Here is a 24,401-nt window from a genome sequence, read left to right on the forward strand (position 1 = left end):
CTACGAACTTATCATATTAGAGAAAAGAGGAGTCAAAAATGGCAAAGACAAATGAACTTGAAATGACAGGCGTTAAAGTTAAACTTGGCGTTTCAGATATTATAATCAGAGTATTTGGTTATGTACTCATTACATTTTATGCACTGGCATGTATTTTTCCGTTCCTTATTATCATCGGTACATCATTTACCAATGAAACAGTAATCAGAGCAGAGGGCGTTAAGCTTATTCCCAAGGACTTCACTCTCAAGGCTTATGAGATGGTTGTAAGAGGCGGAATGATCTGGAGGTCCTACGGACTTACTATTACTCTTACTGTTTGTGGAACAGCAGTTGGACTTATGATCATTGCTATGACAGGTTATGCACTTCAGAGAAAAGATTTCCCTCTCAGAAATGCAATATCTTTCTACATTTACTTTACTTCATTGTTCTCAGCAGGTCTTGCACCTTATTATCTGTTGATGACACAGACCTACAAATTAAATGATAGCTATCTGGCAGTATTTTTCCCTCTTCTCATGTCACCTTGGCTGATCATCCTCATGAAGAACTTCGTTAAGGCTATTCCTCATGAGATTACAGAATCAGGTAAGATTGATGGAGCCGGAGATATGGTCATCTTTACAAGACTTATTCTTCCTATGCTCAAGCCAGCTCTTGCTACAATAGGTCTTTTCCTTGCACTTGGTTATTGGAACGAGTGGTATCAGTCATCTCTTTTCCTTAGCTCAAGAGTAGCTGTTAAGCCACTTCAGTTCCAGCTGTACAAGGTTGTTAACGAAACTCAGGCGCTCAAGAATTCAATCGCCGGACAGTACATCACACTTACAGATGTACCTACAGAGTCACTTAAGATGGCAACTGCAGTTATGGCTACAGGTCCTATCGTATTCCTGTATCCATTCGTTCAGAAATACTTTATCGGTGGTATTACGGTTGGAGCGGTAAAGGGCTAACCGGAACACATATACTCATTTTCTTATCAAAAAGGAGGATAAAAATGAAGAAAAAGTTATTAGCAACATTACTTAGCGCAAGCATGGTAATGGGAATCGCAGCATGTGGCTCATCTACAGCTGAAACACCAGCTCCTGCAGACACAACTGCAACACAGACAGAAACCAAAACAGAGACTACTACAGAGACAGCAAGCAGTGATACAGCAGCTGAGACTCCTGCAATTGACACATCTGAGCATGTAGTTATCACTTACATGACAACAGGTGGCGCTCCAGAAGGAAACCAGACAGATGCAATGCTTGAGCAGCTGAACAAGATCCTTACAGAGAAGGTTAATGCAGAACTTGAAGTTTACTACATCGACTGGACAGATTACCTTTCAAACTACAACTTAACACTTGCACGTATGGATGGTACTGTTGACCTCGTTGGTACAGCTTCTGACTGGCTTGATGCTTGGCCAAATGCCAAGAATGGTGCTTTCCTTGAGCTTTCTGAGGATATGCTCAAGACATACGCTCCTAAGACATGGGCTTCAGTTTCACCTGAGCACTGGGATCTCTGCAAATACAACGGAGAAATCTATCTTATGCCTGAAGATAACTATGCACAGTGGACTAACCACGGATTTGCATATCGTCTTGACTGGGCTAAGGAAGCAGGCCTTGCTGATGGCGTTAAGAGCTGGGAAGACCTTACAACATACTTCAAGTATGTAAAAGCTACATATCCTGATGTTATTCCTTGGGATTCAGACGGCACACAGTATGCAACAATGGTTGGTGGATGGATCACATCTCACTCTAACTATGTTTCAATCGATGGTATCAACTCCGGCGCTATGTGGGGTGGTACAAAGGATGACCTTTACACAGTATATTCACCATATGTAACAGATACAGATTCACTTGTTGAATTTGCTAAGATGATGAAGGAATGGGATGAGATTGGCGTTTGGAAGACAGACGTTCTCAACAACACAACTTCTGACAACAGAGAAGACTTCAAGATTGGCCGTGTAGCAGCTGAACAGCACCACACACAGACTTGGACAGATCTTTGCTCACACAAGGATGGTTACACAATCTATGATGATCCTAACGCAGAGACAGGCTTCTTCTACTTTGGTGAAGAGACCAAGAACCTTGTAGCTCTTTCAATCACACACGGTGCTATGGCTATTTCTGCAGCTTCCAAGAACCCTGAGAGAGCACTTATGGTTTATGACCTTATCAGAAACGATCCTGAGTGCTACAGGCTCTTCAACTATGGTGTTGAAGGCGTTTCATACGAGATCACACCTGATGGCATGAGAAAGACTCCAGATGGATACAACTCAGCTACAGATGGTATTTCTGTAAACTACTGGTGGGGACGTAACGATGACCTTGAGATCAAGGACGCTACAATGAACTGGGATGCTATCGAGAAGCTCTACAAAGAGTATGATGCAATCAAGATCGACTATCCATATGGACAGTTCGTTCCTAACGTAGATGACATTCAGTCTAAGATCGACAACATCAATGATATTCACACAACATACATGAAGCAGATCGCATTTGGTAAGTACACAGGCACTGCAGAAGAAATCGTTGCTGAATATCAGGAAGCTCTTAAGAAGGCTGGTATCGATGATGTTACAGCTGAGCTTCAGGCACAGTTCGATGCTCTTTACAAGTAATTTGATATCTTGGTAAAAGAGATCTGAATAGTCCTAAAATGTAGGAAATAAAAGGGAATACTGTAGATCACTTGCAGTATTCCCTTTACCTTAATAAGACGGAAACGTTGAAACTACGGCGAGTTTTCAAAACTGTAAATACGCTTTTATATGTGTATTTTATAAAGTGATATTTGCTAGTATAATACTCTTTCAATCACTTTCAAAATACTGATATAAGGGTATATTTAAGCTTTGGGTGTGGTTTATATTTAAGCATTGTAAAGGAGATTATTATGGGAAAATTTGAAATTAAGGATACCTTTTACCTTAACGGTGAACCATTTAAGGTTATATCCGGTTCTTTTCACTATTTTAGGACTGTTCCGGAATACTGGGTTGACAGACTGGAAAAGCTAAAGGCCCTTGGTTGTAATACAGTTGAAACTTATATTCCCTGGAATCTTACAGAACCTAAAAAGGGAGAGTTTAATTTTGAAGGTTTCTGTGATGTTGAGAAGTTTATACAGACTGCTACGGAGCTTGGACTTTATATTATTATCAGACCATCTCCATATATCTGCGCAGAGTGGGAATTTGGCGGACTTCCGGCATGGCTGTTAAAAGATAGAAACATGCGCCTTAGAGTGAGCTATAAGCCGTTCCTGGATGCAGTTGAGGATTACTATAAGGTTCTTATGCCCAAGATCACCAAATATCAGATTGATAATGGCGGAAATGTCATCCTCATGCAGATTGAAAATGAATATGGATATTATGCTAATGACCATGAGTATATGAAGTTTATGCATGATCTTATGGTTAAATATGGCGTTACTGTACCTCTTATTACATCAGACGGACCTTATCACGAGAGCTATAGAGGCGGTTATGCAGAGGGAGCACACCCTACAGGAAACTTTGGTTCCAAGACAGAGGAACGATTTGATGTGATCAAAGATTACACAAATGGCGGACCTCTCATGTGTGCTGAGTTCTGGGTTGGATGGTTTGATCACTGGGGAAATGGCGGTCACATGAAGGGAAACCTTGTTCAGAGCGCAGAGGACCTTGATAAGATGCTTGAACTTGGTAATGTCAGCATCTATATGTTCCAGGGCGGAACAAACTTTGGGTTCATGAATGGATCAAACTATTATGATGCGCTTACTCCTGATGTCACAAGCTATGACTATGATGGAATACTCACAGAGGATGGACAGATAACAGAGAAGTATCGTAAATATCAGGAAATCATTGGTAAGTATGTAGATGTTCCTGAGGTTGAACTTACTACTAAGATTCAGAGAAAGAGCTATGGAACACTGACATGTACTGATAAGGTATCTCTTTTTGAAACACTTGATACCATCAGCACTCCTGTACATCTTCCATATACAGTTAACATGGAAGAACTTGATCAGAACTATGGATATATTCTCTACAGATCAAGGCTTCATTCAGAGGCGGGAATTGCCAAGCTCAAACTTTGGGAGACTGGTGACAGGGCAAATGTATTTGTTGAGGAAAATCCTCTTATTACCCTGTATGATCTGGAACTTAACGATGAGCATAACATTCCTATGGAAAAATATCTTGCATGTTCTCAGCCTGCACAGATGCTCGCAGGAAAGTTCATGATGGAGAGAGGACTTACTCCTGAAACAGCTGCTGCAGCTATCGGAGAAGCAGGCCTGTCTACAGGAACTCTGCAGGGACTTAATGAGAAATTTGATATTCTTGTTGAGAATATGGGACGTGTTAATTTCGGACCTCGTATGGAGACACAGAGAAAGGGTATTGGCAGATGTGTCCAGATAAACGGTCACATTCACAATGACTGGGATATTTATACACTTCCACTTGATAACGTAGATAAGGTTGATTTCTCAGGAGATTATAAGGAAGGAGCACCTGCTTTCTACAAGTTTACATTTAATGTTGATGAAAAGGGCGATACATTCCTTGATTTTACTGGCTGGGGCAAGGGCGTCGCATTTATAAATGGCTTCAACCTCGGCAGATTCTGGGAGATTGGACCACAGAAGAGACTGTATATTCCTGCTCCTCTTTTAAAAGATGGCGAGAATGAGATCATTATATTTGAAACTGAAGGAAAAGTCAGAGATACTATCGAGCTTAAGGATGAGCCAGATATCGGATGATAACGGAGCTGGTGAGACAGGATAGAATTTCTATATTATTTATACACCGGCTTTATATTTAATGTGCATAACGCAAGTTTCCTCATAAAATGTTTTTGGAGAACGCATCATACATTTAGTATGGTGCGTTTTTCGTTAAATGAGTCATAAAATGAATGACTACATGAATAACGATATAAATATATTGATAAACGATAAAAATATATTGACATTCAATTCCGGGACACTTATACTGATTACAACAGCGCTACATCAGTAAGCGCAGTGCGACAGAGATGCAACAGAGAATAATAAATCAAAGGCAATAGCCCGGAGGGGCAATCAGGAGGTAGCTAATGGGAAGAGACAGGAAGATAAGTGTTGGAGAACTTGCAAGTATAGGAGCAACCAAGGCGTTTATAGTTATCCTGACTGTTGCTGCAGTTATTATGTGCGTTCTGGGACCGAAGATAGTTGAGATTGTTATGACTAAGACTTCACCACTTGTACCTGACGCATACAGATATTGGATAATGCTGATCGGTGGTTACGTTCTTGCAGCAATCTTGTTTGTTTTTTTGTTTATGTTATATAAGCTGATTTGCAGAATAGAAATCGGAGAGGTCTTTGTAGAACAGAATGTCATAGCTCTCAGGATTCTTTCTAATCTTGTTTTTCTGGCCTGCATTATTACGTTTGCCATTGGAATCACATGTACTTACATGATCTTTGTCATCACTGTCACGGCTGCTTTTGTAACACCGATCATCAGTGTAATTGGCCACGCTTTTGACAAGGCAGTTGCAATGAAGGATGAACTGGATCTTACTGTGTGAGGAGGCATCTATGATAAGAGTTAATTTGGATGTAGTAATGGCAATGCGCAAGATAGGCGCCGGAGATCTGGCAGAGAGGGTTGATATTACAAATGCCAACCTTTCTATTCTCAAGAATAACAAGGCCAAGGCAATCAGGTTTTCTACACTAAATGCCATATGCAAAGAGCTTAATTGCCAGCCTGGGGATATTTTGGAATACGTTCCTGATGAAGAGGAAAAAGAGTGAAGGAGAGTTGTATGGAAATCAAGGGAAACAGAGTGGTCTTTAGATGGGCTGCAATAATCAGTTATGTTGTCGGGTTTATTTATGTCAAGTATATGGCTTGGGGCGGCGGAATGCTTGATAACAAGTTTTGGAGTGATCATTATGGGCTCAGGATGTGCATATTTGGAGTTTTGTTCATGCTCTGCGTTGAGCTTTTTGCATACAAGGCAGGTGTAACTTATCAGAGTCTTGCTGATAAAAAGAGTTCCAGGGTCGAGCCTTTGATCTTTCTTGGATGCGTTTTGCTACAGTCAATTGGACTTGCCGTGTGGAATTTTCATGAGGATTGGGAACTTGCCCAGATTTTCTTTTGGCACTTTACGATAATCTATTATATTCTTGCAAGAACGGGATTGCTTGCTGCAGGACGAAGTGGAATACTGTTTTTATTAGACTGTTTTCAGGGCTTTTGTGTAATTCCGGTTATGAACATTTTCCTGAGAGTAGTGGCTGTTTTCAAGAGAGAAGCCAAACATGATGAAAACGGAAATGTTGTTCCCGGAAAAAAGATTCCTGCCAAGACGGTAGCTACTATTTTAATCTCACTTTTCATAGCTCTTATAGTCTGTATGTATGCCTTTGCACAGCTTTCGGAGGCATCAGAGACTTTTGGTAAAGTGGGAGACACATTCTTTATTAACCTTGATAAGTTTTTTAAACAGGAATTTTGGGATTATACAGTTGAGAATATTGTTTATATAATAGGTTCTATTCCTGTTGGCTGGTTCTTATTCAGCCTTGTAGGCGGAGCACTTAATAATAACAAACCCTACATTACAAGGGATGGTTTTGAAGAGGAAACCCAGGGGTGTCATCAGCTTCCTGCGTATTCTGCATATATTATTATCGGAAGTGTATGTCTTCTTTATACTCTTTTCCTTGGTACAGCTATTTATGATTTTGCAAATCATAAGGGGCTTTTTGCGGCAACAGCCCATGAGGCATCTGTAAGAGCTGTTGGCAGCTTTTGGAGCCTTATCAGAGTAGTGCTTTTGAACTTTGCAATACTAGCAGCTTCATGTCTCTTTTCCAGAAAGGCTCTTTGGGAGGAAAAAATAACAAGAATACTCGTAACTGTACTCTTTGTGTTTGCACTTGGATTTGCGATTCTTGCAGCTTGTAATCTTTGCGGAGTATACATTGCTATATTTGGCATCACTCCCAGAAGGATCATGTCTTCATGGGTGGTGATGAACGTGATCGCGTGGTGCATTCTTTTGATAGTTCGCTTCTACAAAAAAATACCTGCCGCTCAGATCGGTATAATCCTTGCGGCAGTTTCATTTTCTGCTGTAGTTTGTTTTAAATTCTGATAATGGATGGATGGGGTTGGCTTGCGCGATTTGTTCTATGGGATAAGCTGATTATTTGGTAAGCTTTCCATAGAGATGTCCATCAAATTCTTTAAAATAGGTTTCTTCGATCTTGCGCATGAATACAGTAACATCGTCTTCTCCAAAGTAAAGCTCGAAACGAAGAGAACCTACACATTCATCAATAAGGTGAACACGAATATATAGAACGTTTTCTCTGAGCCAGATGGCACCTGCGGCATAGTGGGTATCATCTGGCTTTATTGATGCAGATGGATCACTACATGTTACGATATCTCCTTCTAGCATTTCCTGTAATCCGAATCTGATAGAAATTGAATTGTTTTGGAGCATAGATCCAAGAGTCAAGACAGATTCTTTATCCGACAATGAGAGTGTAAGAGTAGAAAAACCTTGCCTGTTATCGTCTAAATTGTATCTAAGCTCATATGAATCACCTGACTTTTGTGCAATACTCATAATGTTGTCAGGCAGTATCGCGTTGCTGGAACAAGGATCAGCAGCCTGAATTTTATGATCTTTGCCCGGAACCCTCGGCATGGAAATACGAAGCTTATCAGCTGTATCCATAAGATCTTTGTAATCATCAGGCTTCGAGGAACTTATATTTACACCTTGATTTCCGGATTCATTATCCTGTATTCCCTGCAAAAGATATTTATAAATGCCATCATAGATCACCTGATTTCCGCCGGCGATACCCTGAGTATCAGCAGTGGTCATGATGAGTAGTTCTTCATCCGGAAGGCTTATGGCAAGCTGACCTCCCATTCCGTACATGACAAAACCGCCCATTTCATTCTGCCAGATTTGCATGCCGTATCCAGCTGATTCGCTTGGAAGAGGGCCTGTCATTATGGTATCACTGAGGTCTGAAGTGGCAAGCTCTATGAACTCTGGATTTATGAGTGTCCGCTCAACACCATCGTTGCAGATGACTCTGCCTTTTTTATCAAGCACATACAAAACCTTGAGAATATCCATGGGAGTAGCCATGAGGCCGCTTCCACCTATTGAAACTCCGAAAGGATCCTTGACCATATAGGAATCCTGACTAAAGTCCAGATAGTTTAAAAATTTCTCTTTCATATAGTCAAGCATAGGCATATGTGTAAGCTTCTCAACAAGCGCACACAGAACATGGGCAGCTGATGTGTCGTAGTGAAATACGGTGCCCGGCTTATGGGTTGGTGGCACGATAAAAAAGCTTTCAACCCAGTCGGACTTCATATCAACTTTGTAGGTCGTAGAAGCGTGGCAGGTTCGCATCATCAGCATATTGCGGATAGTCGTTTCTTTTATCCATTTATGAGTGCTTTCGTTAACATATTCAGGGTAGTATTTTACTATTGGATCATCCAGAGAAATTCTTTTTTCATCAGCTAAAAGAAATATAGAAAGTGCTGTAAAACTCTTGCTGATGGAGAACATTCTATGAAGAGTGCTTGCTTTATATGGTGCATAGTACTTTTCAAAAACAAGCCTTTCTTTGCGCATAATGAGAAGGGAGTGCATTGGTATATTTTTGGACTCCAAAAACAGGAGCAGATCTTTTATAGAAGATGAGGCAATTCCTGCTTCTTCTGGTATTGCTCTTTGAAATGAAAACATAGTTTTCCTCCGGGAATAGGATAGTTTAAAATTATAATCCTTATATTATCTAATGAATAGAGAAGATGCAATGAAATTGTATGCAAATATCTCATGACAAAATTAGACATTTATATGAAAACTCCCCTCCCTGAAATGCAAGGAGAGGAGCTTTCTTGAATAATATAAATAATAAGAAAAGTTGGAGGCTGTATTACTGAGCGTTTGAAGCAAAAACAGAATTCAGATACAGGAATCCGCAGTAACCGTTTTCATCGAGAAGGCTAAGAACATCATAGCCTGCAGGAACAGTTACTTCTACATGCTCATCATTTACTGGGAATGCTACCTGAAGTGTGAGGTCAGGACGCTTTGCAAGTTCTGTAAGCATCATCTTGTCAAGGCATGTAACTTTAGATGTTTCAAGTCTTAATACTGCACCCTGTGGAGCATTCTTAACACCATCGATGAAGGCTCTCTTATACTGAATAGCGGAGAGTTCACCTGCAGCTACTTTAACAACTTTTTTGCCGCTGATAACTTCATTTGAAGTGCCGTCTTCGCGGGAAGCGCCGAGTACATCAGGAAGATCACTGTTACGTGTTACAGTGAGTGTGGCGAAGATAAAAGGCATATCAAAAGGATTAACTTCAGAAACCTCTGTAACGTTTTCTGCAGGAGCTGAAACCTGTACAGGAGTTTCGGAATTATTAGCTTCTGCAACTGGTGAAGGAGTGTAAACAGGCTTGAGATAAGCTGAGATAGTGATTCCACCCTTGAAGTTAATGAACTTGACGTTGTAAGTTCCATCTCCGTTGTCGATTACAGTAACGTTATCACCTGCGGAAATTGCATAGCCTGCGTCTGCAGCAATCTTGAGGGCTGAATCAACACTGACAGTCATCAAATTGCATTCGTCCATAAGATCTTCATCATAACCGCTTATTGTAAAATGTTCTTTAGTGGCTTCATCAGTGTGGATGATGAAATGTATTTTTTCATCAATCTGTTTCTGAACATAAGATCTATAGATTGTATCAGCGTTCTGTCCTATGGTGCTATATGTCAGACCAAAAGCCTGATTCTCATATGCGTATGCATATATATGAGGAAAAGCATTTACTACATTTGCACCGATTTCTGCTTCTGTTTCGCCTGCCTGACCAAAATCGTTACCATCATGTGTCTCTACAAGTCCGATGATTTTAGGATGTACACTGTGGATATGCTCATCTATTGAACCGATTGTACCTGTAACAACTATTTTTCCACCCTGGGAATTTACTTCAGGATTAATAAGGATACCATCTGAATAACCGATGGCATCACCATCGATATAGATATTGCTGGATCCGTCTGTGAGAATTGCACTTCCCTGCTTGTGACCGCTACGACCGGTTCCGTTAGCTTCACCGGCTGACATTTCGTCTGTGGTCTCATAGCCGCTTGCTGTAACATCCCCATATACAACAACTGTAGAGCCATCGTTAGCAGTAATACCTGAAATAACACCTGAAATAACACCAGGAGTAGCACCTTCGTCAGGATCATTTACAATGGCAGCTGCTCCGTTTTCAACAACAAGAGCTCCCTTTGTACTTTCATCTGTTACGATTGAACCTTCAACTTCTACAACACCTTCGCTAACTTCAAGGCTTGTTCTGTCATTTTCATCTCTGACGATTTTCTGAACACCTGATTCAGTCTCATCTTCAGGAACTGCAGGTGTTTCCTGCACTTCTGCAGGAGTTGCAGGAACTTCCTGTTCTGCAGGGGCAGCGCCCTCAGCTGCAAAGGTTGTAACTGCTGGTGAAAAGGCAAGTGACATTGCCATTGTGATAGCAGTTAAGTTGATTAGTGCTTTCTTATACATTTTTTCATTTCCTCCATTTCTTTACTTCCAGAGAAAAAGCGCTTTGGAAGTTTGTTACATAAGTTAAACATGTGAAATTGAAATAAAGTTGCAAAAAGATGCAAACTTGTTTTTGAACTATTCTCTATGCTATAATTTTTAGTGGTTTATTATTTGGTTTAGGTGGAGAGAGTTTTTATGTCGTCAATAATTCAGAGTAATCAGGTGTTTAATAACGAGATAGCTTTTTGCAGAGTATATAGCTTGGAGAGCAAGAAGCAGCTCGAGGAAAGATTTCTTGCACACAGGATTTCATATTTTATAGAATGGCAGGATAAATCAATTATCCAGCGTTTGTTTGACAGGAAAGGCAGCAAGATAGTTTGCACCTTTAGGATTAATAAAAGTGAGGTACTAAGAGCCAGAGAGCTTGCTCAGGGAATAGAAGGTATCAAATTCAAGGATAACGGCGATATCAAGTTTAATGAACGTATTCGCAGGAGAAGCGAAGCGGTCAAGAGTAATGATGACGGTGATGGGCTTGAGATGCCGGAACTCAAGTTTGAGAATAGTACTGAAGACTACGAGGAAGAAAACTAAGATGAGTAGGGGACTTGCGCCCCTACTTTTTATGATATAGGCAAGTAGATAGAGAGGATGAATAATGTCATATCATCAGAATGTTAAAAAGTTTGAAAAAATAAATCAGAAGATGAGCGGCGGTAAAGATAAAGAGAAACGCTCTGACTTGGATAAGGACAAAGCGAAGAATAAAAAGGTTGCTTCAAAGGCGAAGTTTACAGATGGACTTAAGGCTGGAAGCAGAGCCAGGGCCGAAGCAGAGGCTGCGACCTGGACGAAAACAGATACTAATGTAAAAAAGAATAGTAAAGCCGTAGATAAATCAAAGGGCAGGACAAGAGACGCACTGGACAATAAAGCGGAGGCAGTCAAAAAAAGTCGCTGCCCGTATTTTAAAAAGTGCGGCGCCTGCCAGATGATCGATACTCCATATGATAAGCAGCTTAGGCAGAAGCATGCTCATGTTGCGGAACTCCTTGAACCATACACAAGAGTTGCTGCTTTTGTGGGAATGGAAGAGCCTGAGCACTATAGATGCAAAGTACACGCAGTTTTTACCCATGACAAAAAGGGCAATCCTTTATCTGGAATTTATAGAGAGGGAACACATGATGTTGTTCCAATCGATAGTTGTCTTTTGGAAGATCAGAAGGCTGATGCTATTATCACTACCATTCGTGGGATGCTCAAATCCTTCAAGATCAAGACTTATGATGAGGACAACGGTTTTGGGCTTTTGAGGCATGTACTCATCAGGATAGGCAAGAATACCGGTGAGATAATGGTGGTTTTGGTTACGGTTTCACCTATTTTCCCATCCAAGAATAACTTTGTTAAGGCTCTTTTGAAAGAGCATCCTGAGATTACTACAATAGTTCTTAATGTCAATGACAAGCAGACCAGTATGATCCTGGGGGATAAAGAAAAGGCTATGTATGGCCCTGGTTTTATCTATGATACCTGCTGCGGAATGAAATTTAAGATAAGCCCTAAGTCATTCTATCAGGTTAATCCTGTTCAGCAGGAGGTATTATACAACACTGCAATTGAAATGGCAGAGCTCAAAGGGGATGAAGTAGCACTCGATTGCTATAGCGGCGTTGGGACTATCGGGCTTATTGCAAGTCCTCATGTGAAAGAGGTTATTTCTGTAGAACTTAACCCTGATGCAGTAAAAGATGCAAAGATTAATGCAAAAATCAATAATGTGAGCAACATTACTTTTTATGAAAATGATGCTACAAGATTCATGCAGCAGATGGCTGATTCGGGAGATAAGGCTGATCTTGTTTTCATGGATCCGCCACGAAGCGGCTCCACACCAGAATTTATCGAATCGATGATAAATCTGTCACCGGATAAGATTGTATATATTTCATGCAGCCCGGATTCACTTGCACGTGATCTTGAGCTTATCACTAAGGGAGGCTATAAGGTTAAAAAAGCTATTCCTGTAGACATGTTTCCTTTTACGCGTTCAATAGAGATGGTAACTCTTTTGACAAAATAAAATTAAATTGAAGGGGGTTTTCAATGAAAAAAGTATTTGGGACCAAGGAGATAGTGATAACTGCAGCACTTTTGGCTATTTGTATTATCAGCCAGTTTTTTAAGAATCTGAGTGTGTTTATAACAGGGCCTGTTATAAATGCGTGCCTTATAATAGCTGTGCTGTCAGCGGGGCTTGCAAGTGGCATAATTCTCAGCATTATAACACCTGTTACGGCTTATATTATTGCTGCTTCTCCTGTTATGATGGCTGTTCCTGGAATTATTCCGCTTATAATGGCAGGAAATGCAGTACTGGTTCTTGCTACACATTTTTTACTTAAAAAGGATCTTACTGACGGAAAAGGGCTCAGAGATATAAAGAGCTATTTAAAGGCTATAGTCTGCGCGCTTTTAAAGGGCGTTTTCATGGGACTTACTATTGCGCTATGGCTCCTTCCTACTTTTATTTCTGAGGAAAGCCCTCTTATTAAGAAAATGCCTGTATTTCAGACAACGTTTTCTACTACTCAGTTTATCACTGCCTGCATCGGATTTGTGTATGCATTTATCATTTGGGCAGCACTTAGCAGGTTCCTTAGAAAAAGCGATCTGAAATAATAACAGTGATTATTTACAATTTTGGCAAGTTTTATTACATAATAATAGGTTTTTATCTATAACTATTCTTATTAGAATAATCCAAAAGGGAGGATTATTCTATGTCTGTACATGTCATTGATGAAGCAAGTCGTTGTTTACAGTGCCCTAATCCCAGATGCAGGGAAAATGGGTGCCCTATTCACACTAATATTCCTGAGATGATCAGGCTTTTCAAGGAGAATAAGATGATGGAAGCGGCGGAGATGTTGTTTGAAAACAATCCGCTTTCCATGATCTGTTCCCTTGTCTGTAATCATGAGAATCAGTGTGAGGGAAACTGTGTCCGTGGGATAAAAGGGGATCCCATCCACATTTCTTCTATTGAAAATTACATATCGGATTCATGCTTTGAGAGGCTCGAGCTTAAGAAAGCTCCTTCAAACGGAATAAAGGCAGCTGTTATAGGTGCGGGACCTGCAGGAATAACAATTGCTATTATCCTTGCACTCAAAGGCTATTCTATTACTGTTTTTGAAACACATGATAAGATCGGGGGAATATTAAGATACGGAATTCCTGAATTCAGGCTGCCTAAATCAATTCTTGACAGGTATTATGTCAAGATGAGAGAGCTTGGCATTAAGTTCAGACCTAATTTTTCTATTGGGGGTTCAACAAATATCCAGGATCTTTTAAACGATGGCTATAAGAGCGTGTTTATCGGCACCGGAGCGTGGAGACCGAGAAAACTTGGTATTCCTGGAGAAACATTTGGAAATGTTTATTATGCTATCAACTATCTCAATAATCCTGACGTATATGATCTTGGGGACAAAGTGGCTATAATTGGCGCAGGTAATGCTGCTATGGATGTTGCCAGAACAGCAATACGTCATGGTTCAAGAGATGTGACTGTCTATGTCAGAGGACAGGAAGTATCAGCTTCCAAGCAGGAGTTTGAATACGCCAAGGTGGACGGCGTTAAATTTGAATACAATATGTCGATTGTCAGAATTGAAGATGATGGACCTGTGTTCAAGATGGAGGATGGAGAGAAACTCATTCCTGCGGACAGTATCCTGATTGCGATTTCTCAGGTTCCTCAGGACAGGATTATCAGTAAGGAAAAAAATCTGAAGCTGAATGAGAAAGGGAATCTTGCCACTAATGAATTGGGCGAAACTACCATTCCGGGAGTATTTGCCTCGGGAGATGTTGTGACAGGTGCCAAGACTGTGGTTGCGGCAGTAGCAGTATCTAAGCAAATTGCTGAAGATATGCATAAATTTATGCAGACAAACTAGTGAAGTTTAATGTATAATAGATTCTGCAAATTAACGTCTGGAAATAAGAGGGAAATGAAGCAGAATTATAAGTTTATTATCAGTTATGATGGCACAAGATACCATGGTTGGGAGAAAAAGCCTGACCTTGAAATGACTATTCAGGGCAAATTAGAAGGCGTGCTGAATAGAATGATAGGTGCGGAAGGCACCGGGGAAGTAAATCTAATAGGCGCGGGTAGGACAGATGCCGGGGTGCATGCCAGGGCAATGACTGCCAGCGCCGTTCTTGATACGCATTTATCCGAAGCGGAGATTCAGTCTTACATGAATACATATCTTCCGGAGGATATAAGCGTCAACGAAGTCAAGGTATGTTCTGACAGATTTCATGCAAGATACAATGCTATAGGGAAAACTTACAGATATACTTGCTGGTATGGGGACGGTAAGCCGGTTTTTGACAGAAAGTACGTTACTGTACTTGATCGTGAACCGAATGTAGATATGATGAGAAAAGCGGCTGAGCTTTTGATTGGGGAACATGATTTTAGAAGCTTTTGCGGTAATTCCAAGATGAAGAAATCTACTGTCAGGGTACTGGATACTATCAATATTGAGAAAAACGGTAATTACATACGTTTTTATTTTCATGGAAATGGCTTTTTGCAGAATATGGTGCGGATACTTACGGGGACGTTGCTTGAAGTGGGATATGGAAATATTTCACCGGAGAAAATCCAGGATATTCTAAAAGCGTGCGACAGGAAAAAGGCAGGACCTACGGCCAGACCTGAGGGTCTTTGCATGATGAAGGTGGATTACTAATTTAAATTAGTATATACAATTTTTTTAATAACGGGGGTTATATGAATCACAGATTTGGCAAAAAACTATTTATGACACTGGCGGGAGCGCTTGCAATAGCGTTTGTTTTCTTAATGGATCCTGCTGTTGTCCATGCTGCCGGCACAGGTGCGGTTGCAATTAATTCGGTTACAATTGGCGGTAGCAATGTAAATATCGTTGCATCTGCAACAGACCTTCCATCTAGTGATGACGGTGTTTATTATCTTTATTCTGAGAAGGTATATCAGAATGGCCCATCTGGAAATGCTGTTTCAACACTTCCTGTCGGCTCTTCAGCTGTTTTTAGCGTACCACTTGGTATGAATACAGCAGATTGTCGTCTCTACGACAAATTTCAGATTTGCGTACTTCAGGGAGGGACTATGGTTCCAGTCACTAATCCCAGGTACATAACTAATCCCGAAGTTCTTGGAGCAGCTATTCCGGCTAAAAATGGCGGAAAAAAAGGCATTATTCTTGATGGCGCCAAGATAGGTAATGGTAATAATGAGGTTGTTGAACTTGGAGTTCAGCAGGCCGCATATAATATCAATTTAGAAGACGTTATTGGTGGTAATGGTGCGATTAAATATGAATATAATGGCAAGACGTATGGGTTTGATTCGAACTATATGAGTCAATATGACCACTGCGTAAGAACAACTACCAATCAGGGAATAGGGCTTACAATGGTTTTGCTAAATCCCTATGCCAGGGGCGAGGAGTTTATGATAGCTCCATCTTCCAGAAGCGGTCTTGGAAGATGCAACTATTATATGATGAATACATCTGAACAGAAGGGACTTGAGTATCTTGAGGCCGTTGTTTCTTTTCTTGCCAACAGATATAATGGCCGGAATGGGCAGGGACAGATTGACAATTGGGTAATTGGAAATGAAGTTAATGCCAAGCATGTCTGGAACTATTCAACAGTAACAGATGAGATTGCGTATGCTCAATTGTATGTAGATTCTCTCAGAGTCTGCTACAATGCGATCAAGAGTAAGAATGCAAATGCTACTGTCTGTATCAGTCTGGATCAGAATTGGACACATGTACACAATCCCGGATCATATTATTCAGCAAGAAGTATGATTGAAGCTATCAATGCCGTTGCATCAGCTCAAGGAAACTTTGACTGGGCTGTGGCAGAGCATCCTTACAATTATCCTATGACCTGGACAAGCTTTTGGACTCCCAAGGATGCGACCAGTGCGGCTATGATCCAGCATAATATTGATACACCATATCTTTCAATGGAAAATATTGAGCAGCTTACTGATTATCTGTGCCTGCCACAAATGCGCAATACTAAGGGAAATGTACGTCCGGTGCTTCTGACGGAGATAGGTTATTCCTCTACTCAGGGAGAAGAGGCACAGGCTTATGCCATGGTTTATGCGTATCAGAGGACTATGACTAACAGATATATCAAGATGATCATATTTAACAGGCAGACGGACTTTCCACTTGAAGTCAGACAGGGACTTTCTGTGGGACTTACTGACCAAAAAGGTAGAAGAAAACTGGCTTTTGAAGTGTTCAAACAGATGAGCGGAGCTGGTAATGCGACATGTACGCAGCAGGCAGCTTCTTATATGGGAATTGGTGATTGGAACGCTGCGATGAATGCCCGCTAAGCCAGTGCTGGCGCGGGGTTCATATATTTTTATAAAGTTAAAAAAGGATTAAATAACCACTGATACCATCGATTAATTAACCCGAAACTAGGATAATTAACTTATCAAAAATTCTGGTTGGAGGGTTCCGGTTATGAGGAAAAAAATCGCTCTTGTTACTGTATCGTTGGGAATGTCTTTGATCCTCATTTTGCTTAACTGCATATTGGAAATCGGTCAGCTGACTGTTTATGCTGCAGAACCTTCAGCAGAAGATATCAGGGTGAACAGCGAATATGTTATACCTGATGGCTTTGACTGGTGTACTTATTATGTTGTTTTAGCAACAAATAATACAGGAGCTGATATTTCTGTACAGGCTGATTTTACAGTCTTTGACAAAGCGGGAAATGTTCTTGGAAGATCGCAGGACTATTCTGATGCAGTCAAAAAAGATCAGCAGTTCATACTATATGGACAATTCAAAAATACAGAAATAGCTGGCGCTGCAAGCTATAAATATTCATTCCGTGTTGCGACAACAGATAACTGTACCTATAATTCCGTGGACATAGATGCTGTCAACAATGGAGAGTGTCTGCAGGTGTCGGCTACAAATTATTCAGAGCATGACATACAGGGAGTAGGAGTCAGAACTGTTTTTCTGAGAAATGGAAAAGCAATCGGCTTTGATACTGTAAATATATCAGATACTGGCTATACATTTCATGGAGGAAGCTCTAATTCCCAGGTTGTTGGACACAATACAGGCCGCTATGATACTTATATACTGACTTATACTTCGGCAGGAAATGATCCGTTGATGGATTTTTAATATCATTAGTTTTTTTAGAGCGCAGGAAATAGACCTGCGCTCTTTTCTTTTAGGGATAAATTATGCTATACTATTCACTGGTTACATATTTTGAAACGAAAGAGATTTATTGTAATGACGTCTGACGAGAAGACTAGTAGATCGGGGAAAGTTTATAGTAAACGTATTCAGCGCTTGCGGAGGCTGATTGTTGCTACAGTAATTGCTTCTTGTCTAATCCCAACTTGTATATGCATTATTCTTTCAATTAAATATGACAGACTTCATAGCAGCTATGAACAGAGTAGGACAGACCTCAACTGGTATAGGGACAAGTATGGAACGGAAATGGAGATACTTGCAAGAGAAGCTGAAGAGAAGGCTGAAGCAGAGAAAATTGCCAGCGCTGAAGTAGAAAATGAAGAATCTGTCAGTATGGACGTTGACTATGCCAATGTTGAGGTTAGTGGTGCACAGAATCCAGAGGATATCGAGGGAACCAGATATGTTTATCTGACCTTTGATGATGGACCTAGCTCCAATACCAATGAGATATTGGATATTTTAGCTGAGTATGATGTCAAGGCTACTTTCTTTGTATGTGGCAAGCCTGATGCAAGATATACAGATGTGTACAAGAGGATTGTTGATGAGGGACATACTCTTGGCATGCATTCCTATAGCCACAAATATGAAGTGATTTATGATTCAGCTGTTTCTTTTAAGGCAGACCTTGATAAACTCAGAGTTTTCCTGTATGAGACTACTGGCGTTTGGACCAAGTATTACAGATTTCCCGGCGGAAGTTCTAATAACGTCAGTACTGTAGATATGCATGAGCTTATAGAATGCCTTAATGATGGCGACATTACCTTTTTTGACTGGAATGTATCTGCAGGAGATGACAAATCGGGATCTAACAAGACCACAATATACAATAATATTGTTGGGAATGTTCCCAGATTCAAACATTGCGTAGTACTTATGCATGATGCCGCTGATAAGAAGGCTACAGTAGAGGCGCTTCCTGAAATCATAGAGGCTATTAAGGAAATGGATGACACAGTGATATATCCGATAACAGATGATACGTTACCGGTTCAACATATCAAATAATAACAAGATTTATAGCGAATGGAGGATATCAAGATGGGATTTTTTTCTGAGCTGAAGAATGACCTTTCACAGGCTGTTAATACTCTCATGCCTGATGATAAGGCTGATGAGACAGCTGCTCTTGATAGTGACAAGAATGGGGAAGGTCTTGCTCGCGGGGACAAATCTAAGGGAGTAGATATCGACAGTATGCTTAACAAACTGGATGATATCAAGTTAGATGAGATTGGCGGGGATAAGACAGAAGAGGTTACTCCGGAAGTAGCCGAGGAACCTGAAGAGACTTTACAGCCGATAGCTGAGCCGGAGGAAGCTCCTAAGAGTGCTTTGGATGTTATGGCTGAGCTCAAGCAGAGCGCAGCTGCAGAAGCTGAAGCTATTGTCGCACAGGAAGAACTGGAGCAGCTTGAGGAGCGTATTGAAGAGCAGACAGAGGCTGAAACTGAGGTGGAGCAGCCACAGACTGGTTTTGAGGCAGTCAGCAATGCACAGTTTGTTGCACATGAGCCTGAGCCTGTAGATATGTACGTTGCAGAAGAACCTGCAACTGTAGATAATAATTCAAACGATGGGGGATATGAAACTATGGATTTTGAACAGCAGACACCAACAGATGAGACAGCCAGCATAACAGAAGGTATGGTCATTACAGGTGACCTTCAGACAACAGGATCTCTTGATCTTATTGGTAAGGTGACAGGTAACCTTAAATGTCTTGGTAAACTTAACGTAACAGGTGAAATCGTAGGTGATTCAGATGCTGCAGAAATTTATGCAGAGTCAGCAAGAATTACAGGCGAAGTCAGAAGTAAGGGCAGCGTTAAGGTTGGACAGAGCACAGTTATCGTTGGTAATATTTTTGGCTCCAGTGCAGTTATTGCAGGTGCTGTTAAGGGCGATATCGACGTTCATGGTCCTGTAGTTCTTGACACAACAGCTATTGTTATGGGTAACATCAAGTCTCAGTCTGTACAGATCAACAATGGTGCAGTTATTGAGGGTATGTGCTCACAGGCATATGCTGATGTTAATCCATCAGAGTTCTTTGAAACACTTAAAAACAGATAATAGAATAGTCGGAGATAGTTATGAGAATTTTATTAAAACTCAGTGGTGAGGCCCTTGCAGGCGACAAAAAGACTGGATTTGATGAAGAGACAGTCAGAAAGGTAGCTTTGCAGGTTAAGCAGCTTGTAGATAAGGGAACGCAAGTTGGAATAGTTATTGGCGGAGGCAACTTCTGGAGAGGTCGTACCAGCGAAAATATTGACAGAGTTAAGGCTGATCAGATCGGAATGCTTGCAACAATCATGAACTGCATTTATGTTTCTGAAATATTCAGAAGCGAGGGCATGATGACCAATATACTTACACCATTCGAATGTGGTTCATTTACCAAGCTCTTTTCCAAGGACAGGGCTAATAAGTATTTTGCAAGAAATATGGTTGTATTCTTTGCAGGTGGTACAGGACATCCTTATTTCTCAACAGATACAGGTGTTGTTCTGAGAGCAATTGAGGTTGAGGCAGATTACATTCTTCTTGCCAAGGCAGTTGATGGTGTATATGACAGCGATCCTGCCAAGAACCCAGATGCCAAGAGATACGATACTGTTTCAATTGATGAAGTGATTGCAGAGAATCTTCAGGTTGTAGACATGACAGCTTCTATTCTTGCAAGAGATAATAATGTTCCTATGAGAGTATTTGCTCTTCAGGAAGAGAACAGTATTGTAAATGCTGCTTCAGGCAAATTTAACGGAACAACAGTTACTACTAGAGTTTAATAGGAGGAATCCGGTATGAATGAAAAGTTAAAAGCATATAACGATAAGATGCAGAAGTCATTTGATTATCTGAGAGAGGATCTTGCATCAATCCGAGCAGGTAGAGCTAATCCTCATGTACTTGATAAGATCAAGGTTGATTATTATGGAACACCTACACCTCTTCAGCAGGTTGGCAATGTTTCTGTTCCTGAGGCTCGTATCATTCAGATAGCTCCTTGGGACAAAACACTTATCAAGGATATTGAGAAGGCTATTATGATGTCTGATCTTGGTATCACACCTAGCAATGATGGAACAGTTATCAGACTTGTATTCCCTGAGCTTACAGAGGAACGCCGTAAGCAGCTCACCAAGGACATTCGCAAGAAGGGTGAGGATGCTAAGGTTGCTGTCAGAAATGTACGTCGTGATGGTAATGATGCATTCAAGAAGCTTAAGGGAACAGAAGTATCTGAGGATGAGATCAATGATCTTAACGAAGAGCTTCAGAAGATTACAGATAAATTCATCAAGGATATTGATGTAGCTGTAGAAGAAAAGAATAAGGAAGTAATGACAGTCTGATCTGTTTAATTACGACAAACATTAGCGTCATGAAATATCTTTCGTAACAGATTGATATTTCATGACATTTCAATATTTATGACTGGAACAAATATGAGAAATTTGCAATTTACGTAGTAAATTAGCGGCTTCCGAATATTTGTAGGATTGCGAAAATGATGTTGATCATGGAGCAATTTGTATATCACATCAGAAGATAAGGTGAGTTTTATGGAGAACATTTCAAATATTCCTCAGCATGTGGCCATCATTTTAGATGGTAACGGCAGATGGGCCAAGGCCAAGGGAATGCCCAGAAATTATGGACATATGCAGGGAGCCAAGGCAGTAGAAGATATCCTGGTAGATGCAAGAGATATAGGTATCAAGTATCTTACTGTTTATGCTTTTTCAACAGAGAACTGGACACGTCCGGAAGCAGAGGTTTCTGCTCTCATGACTATACTTAGAAACTACCTCAAGACAAGTATCAAGAAATCCATGAAGAACAATGTTCGCTGCCGCGTTATTGGAGATAAGAGCGGGCTTTCTGAGGACATTCAGGAGGCTATAAGAGAGCTTGAAGAGGCTACTGCAGGAAATACCGGTCTTACATTTACTATTGCCATCAACTATGGTAGTAGGGATGAGATTACAAGAGCAGTACGCAAGGTTGCCGAGAAGGTTCAGAATGGCGAGATAACAGCAGCTGATATTACTCAGGATATGATTGCGGAGAATCTTGATACTAACTATCTTCCGGATCCTGATCTTCTTATCAGAACATGCAATGAGCAGCGCATTTCTAATTATCTGTTGTGGCAGTGTGCATATTCAGAATTCTACTTTACAGAGGTTGCATGGCCTGATTTTGACAAAGAACAGTTACTCAAGGCTGTAGAGGCTTATGGCAATAGAACCCGTAAGTTTGGCGGACTCAAAACTGAACAGTAAGGCTGGTAAATAATTTTGAAGACTAGAGTAATTAGTGGAATTGTTATAGGTGTCGTACTTGCAGTTGTGCTGCTTACAGGAGGATATCTGCTTGCGGCTACGCTTCTGGCAGTATCATTTATAAGCTTTTTTGAGCTTACAAGAGCTACAGGAATTCATGTGCAGGGCAAGAAATGCAATGCACTTGAGCTGTGCGGATATATTTCTATAGTTGTTCACTATGTGCAGATGATACTGGTGAAGGATTACAGATACTATATCTTTTCAATCATGTTTGCATTTTTCCTGATAATGGTATGCTATGTTATGAATTTTCCTAAATTCACTGCGACGATGGCTATCACTACATTTTTCTGCTTTGTTTATGCACCGGTGAATATGTCATTTGTATACTTGCTCAGAATAAGACCTTTGGGACAGTATTTTGCTTGGATACCGTTTATTGCTTGGGTTTGCGACACCTGCGCATATTTTACAGGAAGAGCCTTTGGTAAACACAAACTGGTGCCCAAGCTGTCTCCCAAGAAGACTATTGAGGGCGCTATTGGCGGTGTTGTGGGCTCCGTTATAGTCGGTGCGATCATGGGATATATTCTGTATGTCAGAGAATCACTTGATTATGGAATCATTATTGCATTTATGCTCATTACATTTGCAGGCAGCATTATAGCTCAGCTCGGTGATCTTCTTGCATCAGGTATAAAGAGAGATCATAATATCAAGGACTATGGGCAACTTATTCCCGGGCATGGAGGAATAATGGATCGTTTTGACAGCGTTATTTTTGTTATTCCCTGTATATATTTCCTGGCGGCTGTACTTGCCCCAATCTTTATATAGTTTAGATTTATACCCTTTCCTTGTATGAGGAGAGGGGTATTTTTTTTGTGGTCTTATAGTGATATAGTATACATTGATTGAGTTTACTTAATTTTAGAATAGATTTAGAGGTGAGTGTTTGATGCATAGAAATATAGTACTACTGGGTTCAACAGGATCGATTGGAACCCAGACTTTGGATGTAGTAAGGAATAATCCGGATGAGCTTACAGTTGTGGGACTTGCGGCTAACAGGCGAGTTGCAGAAGTTGAGGCTCAGGTAAGAGAGTTTAAGCCTAAATATGTCTGCATGTATGATGAAGCGGCAGCAAAGGACCTTCAGACAAGAATTGCTGACCTTGGTATCAAGGTTATGTCAGGAATGGAAGGACTTCTTGAAATAGTATCCGTTCCGGAAGCTGATACAGTGCTTACAGCAGTTGTAGGAATGATTGGTATTCAGCCAACTATAAGAGCTATTGAGAGCGGCAAGGATATCGCTCTTGCCAATAAAGAGACACTTGTTTGTGCGGGACATATTATTATGCCACTTGCAGCGCAGAAAAAGGTACAGATATTGCCCGTAGATAGTGAGCATAGCGCCATTTTCCAGTCTTTAAACGGAGAACCAAGGGATAAGGTAGAGAAAATTCTTCTTACTGCCAGCGGCGGTCCTTTCAGAGGGAAAAAGAGAGAAGAGCTTGCTACCATGACTGCTGCAGATGCTCTTAAGCATCCTAACTGGGATATGGGACCTAAGGTAACAATAGATTCTTCTTCACTTGTAAATAAGGGACTTGAAGTGATGGAAGCCAGATGGCTCTTTGATGTGAGTCTTGATAATATTCAGGTTGTGGTTCATCCGCAGAGTATTGTTCACAGTGCTGTTCAGTATGTGGATGGAGCAGTAATTGCACAGCTTGGAGTTCCGGATATGAAGCTTCCTATCCAGTACGCACTCTTTTACCCGGATAGACGACCTATGGCTGAGAAGAGACTTGACCTGTTCGAACTTCACAGTCTCACTTTTGAAAAACCTGACACAGATACATTCAGAGGTCTTAAACTTGCTTTTGATGCTGCATATGCAGGGGGCAGTATGCCTACAGTATTCAATGCTGCAAACGAGATGGCGGTTAAGGCGTTCCTCAAGGGGGATATCAAATATCTTGAGATCTATGACATGATCGAGAGAGCAATGAATCATCATGTTAGAATTGATAACCCTGATGTTGCGGCTATTCTTGCTGCAGAAAAAGAAACCTACGATTATCTTGGCAGGTAAGACATA

General features: G+C 40.8%; 22 protein-coding genes. 20 read left to right on the forward strand and 2 right to left on the reverse strand.

What is annotated here, in order from left to right:
• Window positions 1–38: 38 nt before the first annotated feature.
• The 6 genes from BPR_RS04810 (at window position 39) to BPR_RS04835 (ending at window position 7,187) form a co-directional block, all read left to right on the forward strand.
• On the forward strand, window positions 39–959 hold the full coding sequence (locus tag BPR_RS04810) for a carbohydrate ABC transporter permease (protein ID WP_013280334.1): 921 nt from the start codon (window positions 39–41) through the stop codon (window positions 957–959).
• A 44-nt stretch (window positions 960–1,003) separates the two neighbouring features.
• A complete protein-coding gene (locus BPR_RS04815; protein WP_013280335.1) occupies window positions 1,004–2,647 on the forward strand; it encodes an ABC transporter substrate-binding protein in 1,644 nt (547 codons plus the stop codon).
• 275 nt (window positions 2,648–2,922) lie between these two features.
• Window positions 2,923–4,791, forward strand: coding sequence for a glycoside hydrolase family 35 protein (locus tag BPR_RS04820; RefSeq protein WP_013280336.1), 1,869 nt, complete (start codon window positions 2,923–2,925; stop codon window positions 4,789–4,791).
• A gap of 335 nt (window positions 4,792–5,126) precedes the next feature.
• Entirely contained in the window at window positions 5,127–5,606 is a 480-nt protein-coding gene (locus tag BPR_RS04825; RefSeq protein ID WP_013280337.1) for a DUF2975 domain-containing protein, read from the forward strand.
• A 10-nt stretch (window positions 5,607–5,616) separates the two neighbouring features.
• Window positions 5,617–5,835: a helix-turn-helix domain-containing protein gene (locus BPR_RS04830; protein ID WP_013280338.1), complete on the forward strand. Its 219-nt coding sequence runs from the start codon at window positions 5,617–5,619 to the stop codon at window positions 5,833–5,835.
• 11 nt (window positions 5,836–5,846) lie between these two features.
• Window positions 5,847–7,187: a DUF4153 domain-containing protein gene (locus BPR_RS04835; RefSeq protein ID WP_013280339.1), complete on the forward strand. Its 1,341-nt coding sequence runs from the start codon at window positions 5,847–5,849 to the stop codon at window positions 7,185–7,187.
• Between the two features lie 51 nt (window positions 7,188–7,238).
• Here the strand turns inward: BPR_RS04835 and BPR_RS04840 are convergent, their stop codons facing one another.
• Entirely contained in the window at window positions 7,239–8,819 is a 1,581-nt protein-coding gene (locus BPR_RS04840) for a serine hydrolase domain-containing protein (protein ID WP_013280340.1), read from the reverse strand.
• Window positions 8,820–9,012: 193 nt separating this feature from the next.
• Window positions 9,013–10,671: a hypothetical protein gene (locus BPR_RS04845; RefSeq protein WP_013280341.1), complete on the reverse strand. Its 1,659-nt coding sequence runs from the start codon at window positions 10,669–10,671 to the stop codon at window positions 9,013–9,015.
• A 177-nt stretch (window positions 10,672–10,848) separates the two neighbouring features.
• Here BPR_RS04845 and BPR_RS04850 point away from each other — a divergent pair, with 177 nt between their 5' ends.
• The 14 genes from BPR_RS04850 to BPR_RS04915 all read left to right on the forward strand — a co-directional run bounded on the left by BPR_RS04850 (window position 10,849) and on the right by BPR_RS04915 (window position 24,395).
• Entirely contained in the window at window positions 10,849–11,250 is a 402-nt protein-coding gene (locus BPR_RS04850) for a hypothetical protein (protein ID WP_013280342.1), read from the forward strand.
• A 64-nt stretch (window positions 11,251–11,314) separates the two neighbouring features.
• On the forward strand, window positions 11,315–12,742 hold the full coding sequence (gene rlmD, locus BPR_RS04855) for a 23S rRNA (uracil(1939)-C(5))-methyltransferase RlmD (RefSeq protein ID WP_013280343.1): 1,428 nt from the start codon (window positions 11,315–11,317) through the stop codon (window positions 12,740–12,742).
• 23 nt (window positions 12,743–12,765) lie between these two features.
• Window positions 12,766–13,341, forward strand: a complete 576-nt coding sequence (locus tag BPR_RS04860) for an ECF transporter S component (protein WP_013280344.1) — start codon at window positions 12,766–12,768, stop codon at window positions 13,339–13,341.
• A gap of 101 nt (window positions 13,342–13,442) precedes the next feature.
• Entirely contained in the window at window positions 13,443–14,627 is a 1,185-nt protein-coding gene (locus BPR_RS04865; RefSeq protein WP_013280345.1) for an NAD(P)-dependent oxidoreductase, read from the forward strand.
• Between the two features lie 54 nt (window positions 14,628–14,681).
• Complete coding sequence (gene truA, locus BPR_RS04870; RefSeq protein WP_042256575.1) at window positions 14,682–15,434, forward strand: tRNA pseudouridine(38-40) synthase TruA; 753 nt, start codon at window positions 14,682–14,684, stop codon at window positions 15,432–15,434.
• 41 nt (window positions 15,435–15,475) lie between these two features.
• Window positions 15,476–17,095: a DUF5722 domain-containing protein gene (locus tag BPR_RS04875; protein WP_013280347.1), complete on the forward strand. Its 1,620-nt coding sequence runs from the start codon at window positions 15,476–15,478 to the stop codon at window positions 17,093–17,095.
• Window positions 17,096–17,228: 133 nt separating this feature from the next.
• Window positions 17,229–17,909 (forward strand): hypothetical protein, encoded by a 681-nt coding sequence (locus BPR_RS04880; RefSeq protein ID WP_013280348.1) that lies wholly within the window; start codon window positions 17,229–17,231, stop codon window positions 17,907–17,909.
• Window positions 17,910–18,023: 114 nt separating this feature from the next.
• A complete protein-coding gene (locus BPR_RS04885) occupies window positions 18,024–19,004 on the forward strand; it encodes a polysaccharide deacetylase family protein (protein WP_042256578.1) in 981 nt (326 codons plus the stop codon).
• Window positions 19,005–19,037: 33 nt separating this feature from the next.
• Window positions 19,038–20,072, forward strand: a complete 1,035-nt coding sequence (locus tag BPR_RS04890; RefSeq protein WP_042256580.1) for a polymer-forming cytoskeletal protein — start codon at window positions 19,038–19,040, stop codon at window positions 20,070–20,072.
• A gap of 20 nt (window positions 20,073–20,092) precedes the next feature.
• Window positions 20,093–20,791: a UMP kinase gene (gene pyrH, locus BPR_RS04895; protein WP_013280351.1), complete on the forward strand. Its 699-nt coding sequence runs from the start codon at window positions 20,093–20,095 to the stop codon at window positions 20,789–20,791.
• A 15-nt stretch (window positions 20,792–20,806) separates the two neighbouring features.
• A complete protein-coding gene (gene frr, locus BPR_RS04900) occupies window positions 20,807–21,358 on the forward strand; it encodes a ribosome recycling factor (protein ID WP_013280352.1) in 552 nt (183 codons plus the stop codon).
• A gap of 210 nt (window positions 21,359–21,568) precedes the next feature.
• Window positions 21,569–22,291, forward strand: a complete 723-nt coding sequence (locus tag BPR_RS04905) for an isoprenyl transferase (RefSeq protein ID WP_013280353.1) — start codon at window positions 21,569–21,571, stop codon at window positions 22,289–22,291.
• A 15-nt stretch (window positions 22,292–22,306) separates the two neighbouring features.
• Window positions 22,307–23,131: a phosphatidate cytidylyltransferase gene (locus tag BPR_RS04910; RefSeq protein WP_013280354.1), complete on the forward strand. Its 825-nt coding sequence runs from the start codon at window positions 22,307–22,309 to the stop codon at window positions 23,129–23,131.
• Window positions 23,132–23,252: 121 nt separating this feature from the next.
• Complete coding sequence (locus BPR_RS04915) at window positions 23,253–24,395, forward strand: 1-deoxy-D-xylulose-5-phosphate reductoisomerase (protein ID WP_013280355.1); 1,143 nt, start codon at window positions 23,253–23,255, stop codon at window positions 24,393–24,395.
• Window positions 24,396–24,401 lie beyond the last annotated feature (6 nt).

The sequence above is a fragment of the Butyrivibrio proteoclasticus B316 genome, assembly GCF_000145035.1.
In the GTDB taxonomy this organism is placed as follows: domain Bacteria; phylum Bacillota; class Clostridia; order Lachnospirales; family Lachnospiraceae; genus Butyrivibrio; species Butyrivibrio proteoclasticus.

Excerpts from the sequence above, each read along its gene's own strand:
- BPR_RS04860 (WP_013280344.1), top strand. The coding sequence starts at position 12,766 with ATGAAAAAAGTATTTGGGACCAAGGAGATAGTGATAACTGCAGCACTT.
- BPR_RS04890 (WP_042256580.1), top strand. The coding sequence starts at position 19,038 with ATGGGATTTTTTTCTGAGCTGAAGAATGACCTTTCACAGGCTGTTAAT.
- BPR_RS04915 (WP_013280355.1), top strand. The coding sequence starts at position 23,253 with ATGCATAGAAATATAGTACTACTGGGTTCAACAGGATCGATTGGAACC.
- rlmD (WP_013280343.1), top strand. The coding sequence starts at position 11,315 with ATGTCATATCATCAGAATGTTAAAAAGTTTGAAAAAATAAATCAGAAG.
- BPR_RS04835 (WP_013280339.1), top strand. The coding sequence starts at position 5,847 with ATGGAAATCAAGGGAAACAGAGTGGTCTTTAGATGGGCTGCAATAATC.
- pyrH (WP_013280351.1), top strand. The coding sequence starts at position 20,093 with ATGAGAATTTTATTAAAACTCAGTGGTGAGGCCCTTGCAGGCGACAAA.
- BPR_RS04820 (WP_013280336.1), top strand. The coding sequence starts at position 2,923 with ATGGGAAAATTTGAAATTAAGGATACCTTTTACCTTAACGGTGAACCA.
- BPR_RS04885 (WP_042256578.1), top strand. The coding sequence starts at position 18,024 with ATGACGTCTGACGAGAAGACTAGTAGATCGGGGAAAGTTTATAGTAAA.
- BPR_RS04845 (WP_013280341.1), bottom strand. The coding sequence starts at position 10,671 with ATGTATAAGAAAGCACTAATCAACTTAACTGCTATCACAATGGCAATG.
- BPR_RS04810 (WP_013280334.1), top strand. The coding sequence starts at position 39 with ATGGCAAAGACAAATGAACTTGAAATGACAGGCGTTAAAGTTAAACTT.
- truA (WP_042256575.1), top strand. The coding sequence starts at position 14,682 with ATGAAGCAGAATTATAAGTTTATTATCAGTTATGATGGCACAAGATAC.
- BPR_RS04830 (WP_013280338.1), top strand. The coding sequence starts at position 5,617 with ATGATAAGAGTTAATTTGGATGTAGTAATGGCAATGCGCAAGATAGGC.
- BPR_RS04880 (WP_013280348.1), top strand. The coding sequence starts at position 17,229 with ATGAGGAAAAAAATCGCTCTTGTTACTGTATCGTTGGGAATGTCTTTG.
- BPR_RS04825 (WP_013280337.1), top strand. The coding sequence starts at position 5,127 with ATGGGAAGAGACAGGAAGATAAGTGTTGGAGAACTTGCAAGTATAGGA.
- BPR_RS04850 (WP_013280342.1), top strand. The coding sequence starts at position 10,849 with ATGTCGTCAATAATTCAGAGTAATCAGGTGTTTAATAACGAGATAGCT.
- BPR_RS04815 (WP_013280335.1), top strand. The coding sequence starts at position 1,004 with ATGAAGAAAAAGTTATTAGCAACATTACTTAGCGCAAGCATGGTAATG.
- BPR_RS04875 (WP_013280347.1), top strand. The coding sequence starts at position 15,476 with ATGAATCACAGATTTGGCAAAAAACTATTTATGACACTGGCGGGAGCG.
- BPR_RS04905 (WP_013280353.1), top strand. The coding sequence starts at position 21,569 with ATGGAGAACATTTCAAATATTCCTCAGCATGTGGCCATCATTTTAGAT.
- BPR_RS04840 (WP_013280340.1), bottom strand. The coding sequence starts at position 8,819 with ATGTTTTCATTTCAAAGAGCAATACCAGAAGAAGCAGGAATTGCCTCA.
- frr (WP_013280352.1), top strand. The coding sequence starts at position 20,807 with ATGAATGAAAAGTTAAAAGCATATAACGATAAGATGCAGAAGTCATTT.
- BPR_RS04865 (WP_013280345.1), top strand. The coding sequence starts at position 13,443 with ATGTCTGTACATGTCATTGATGAAGCAAGTCGTTGTTTACAGTGCCCT.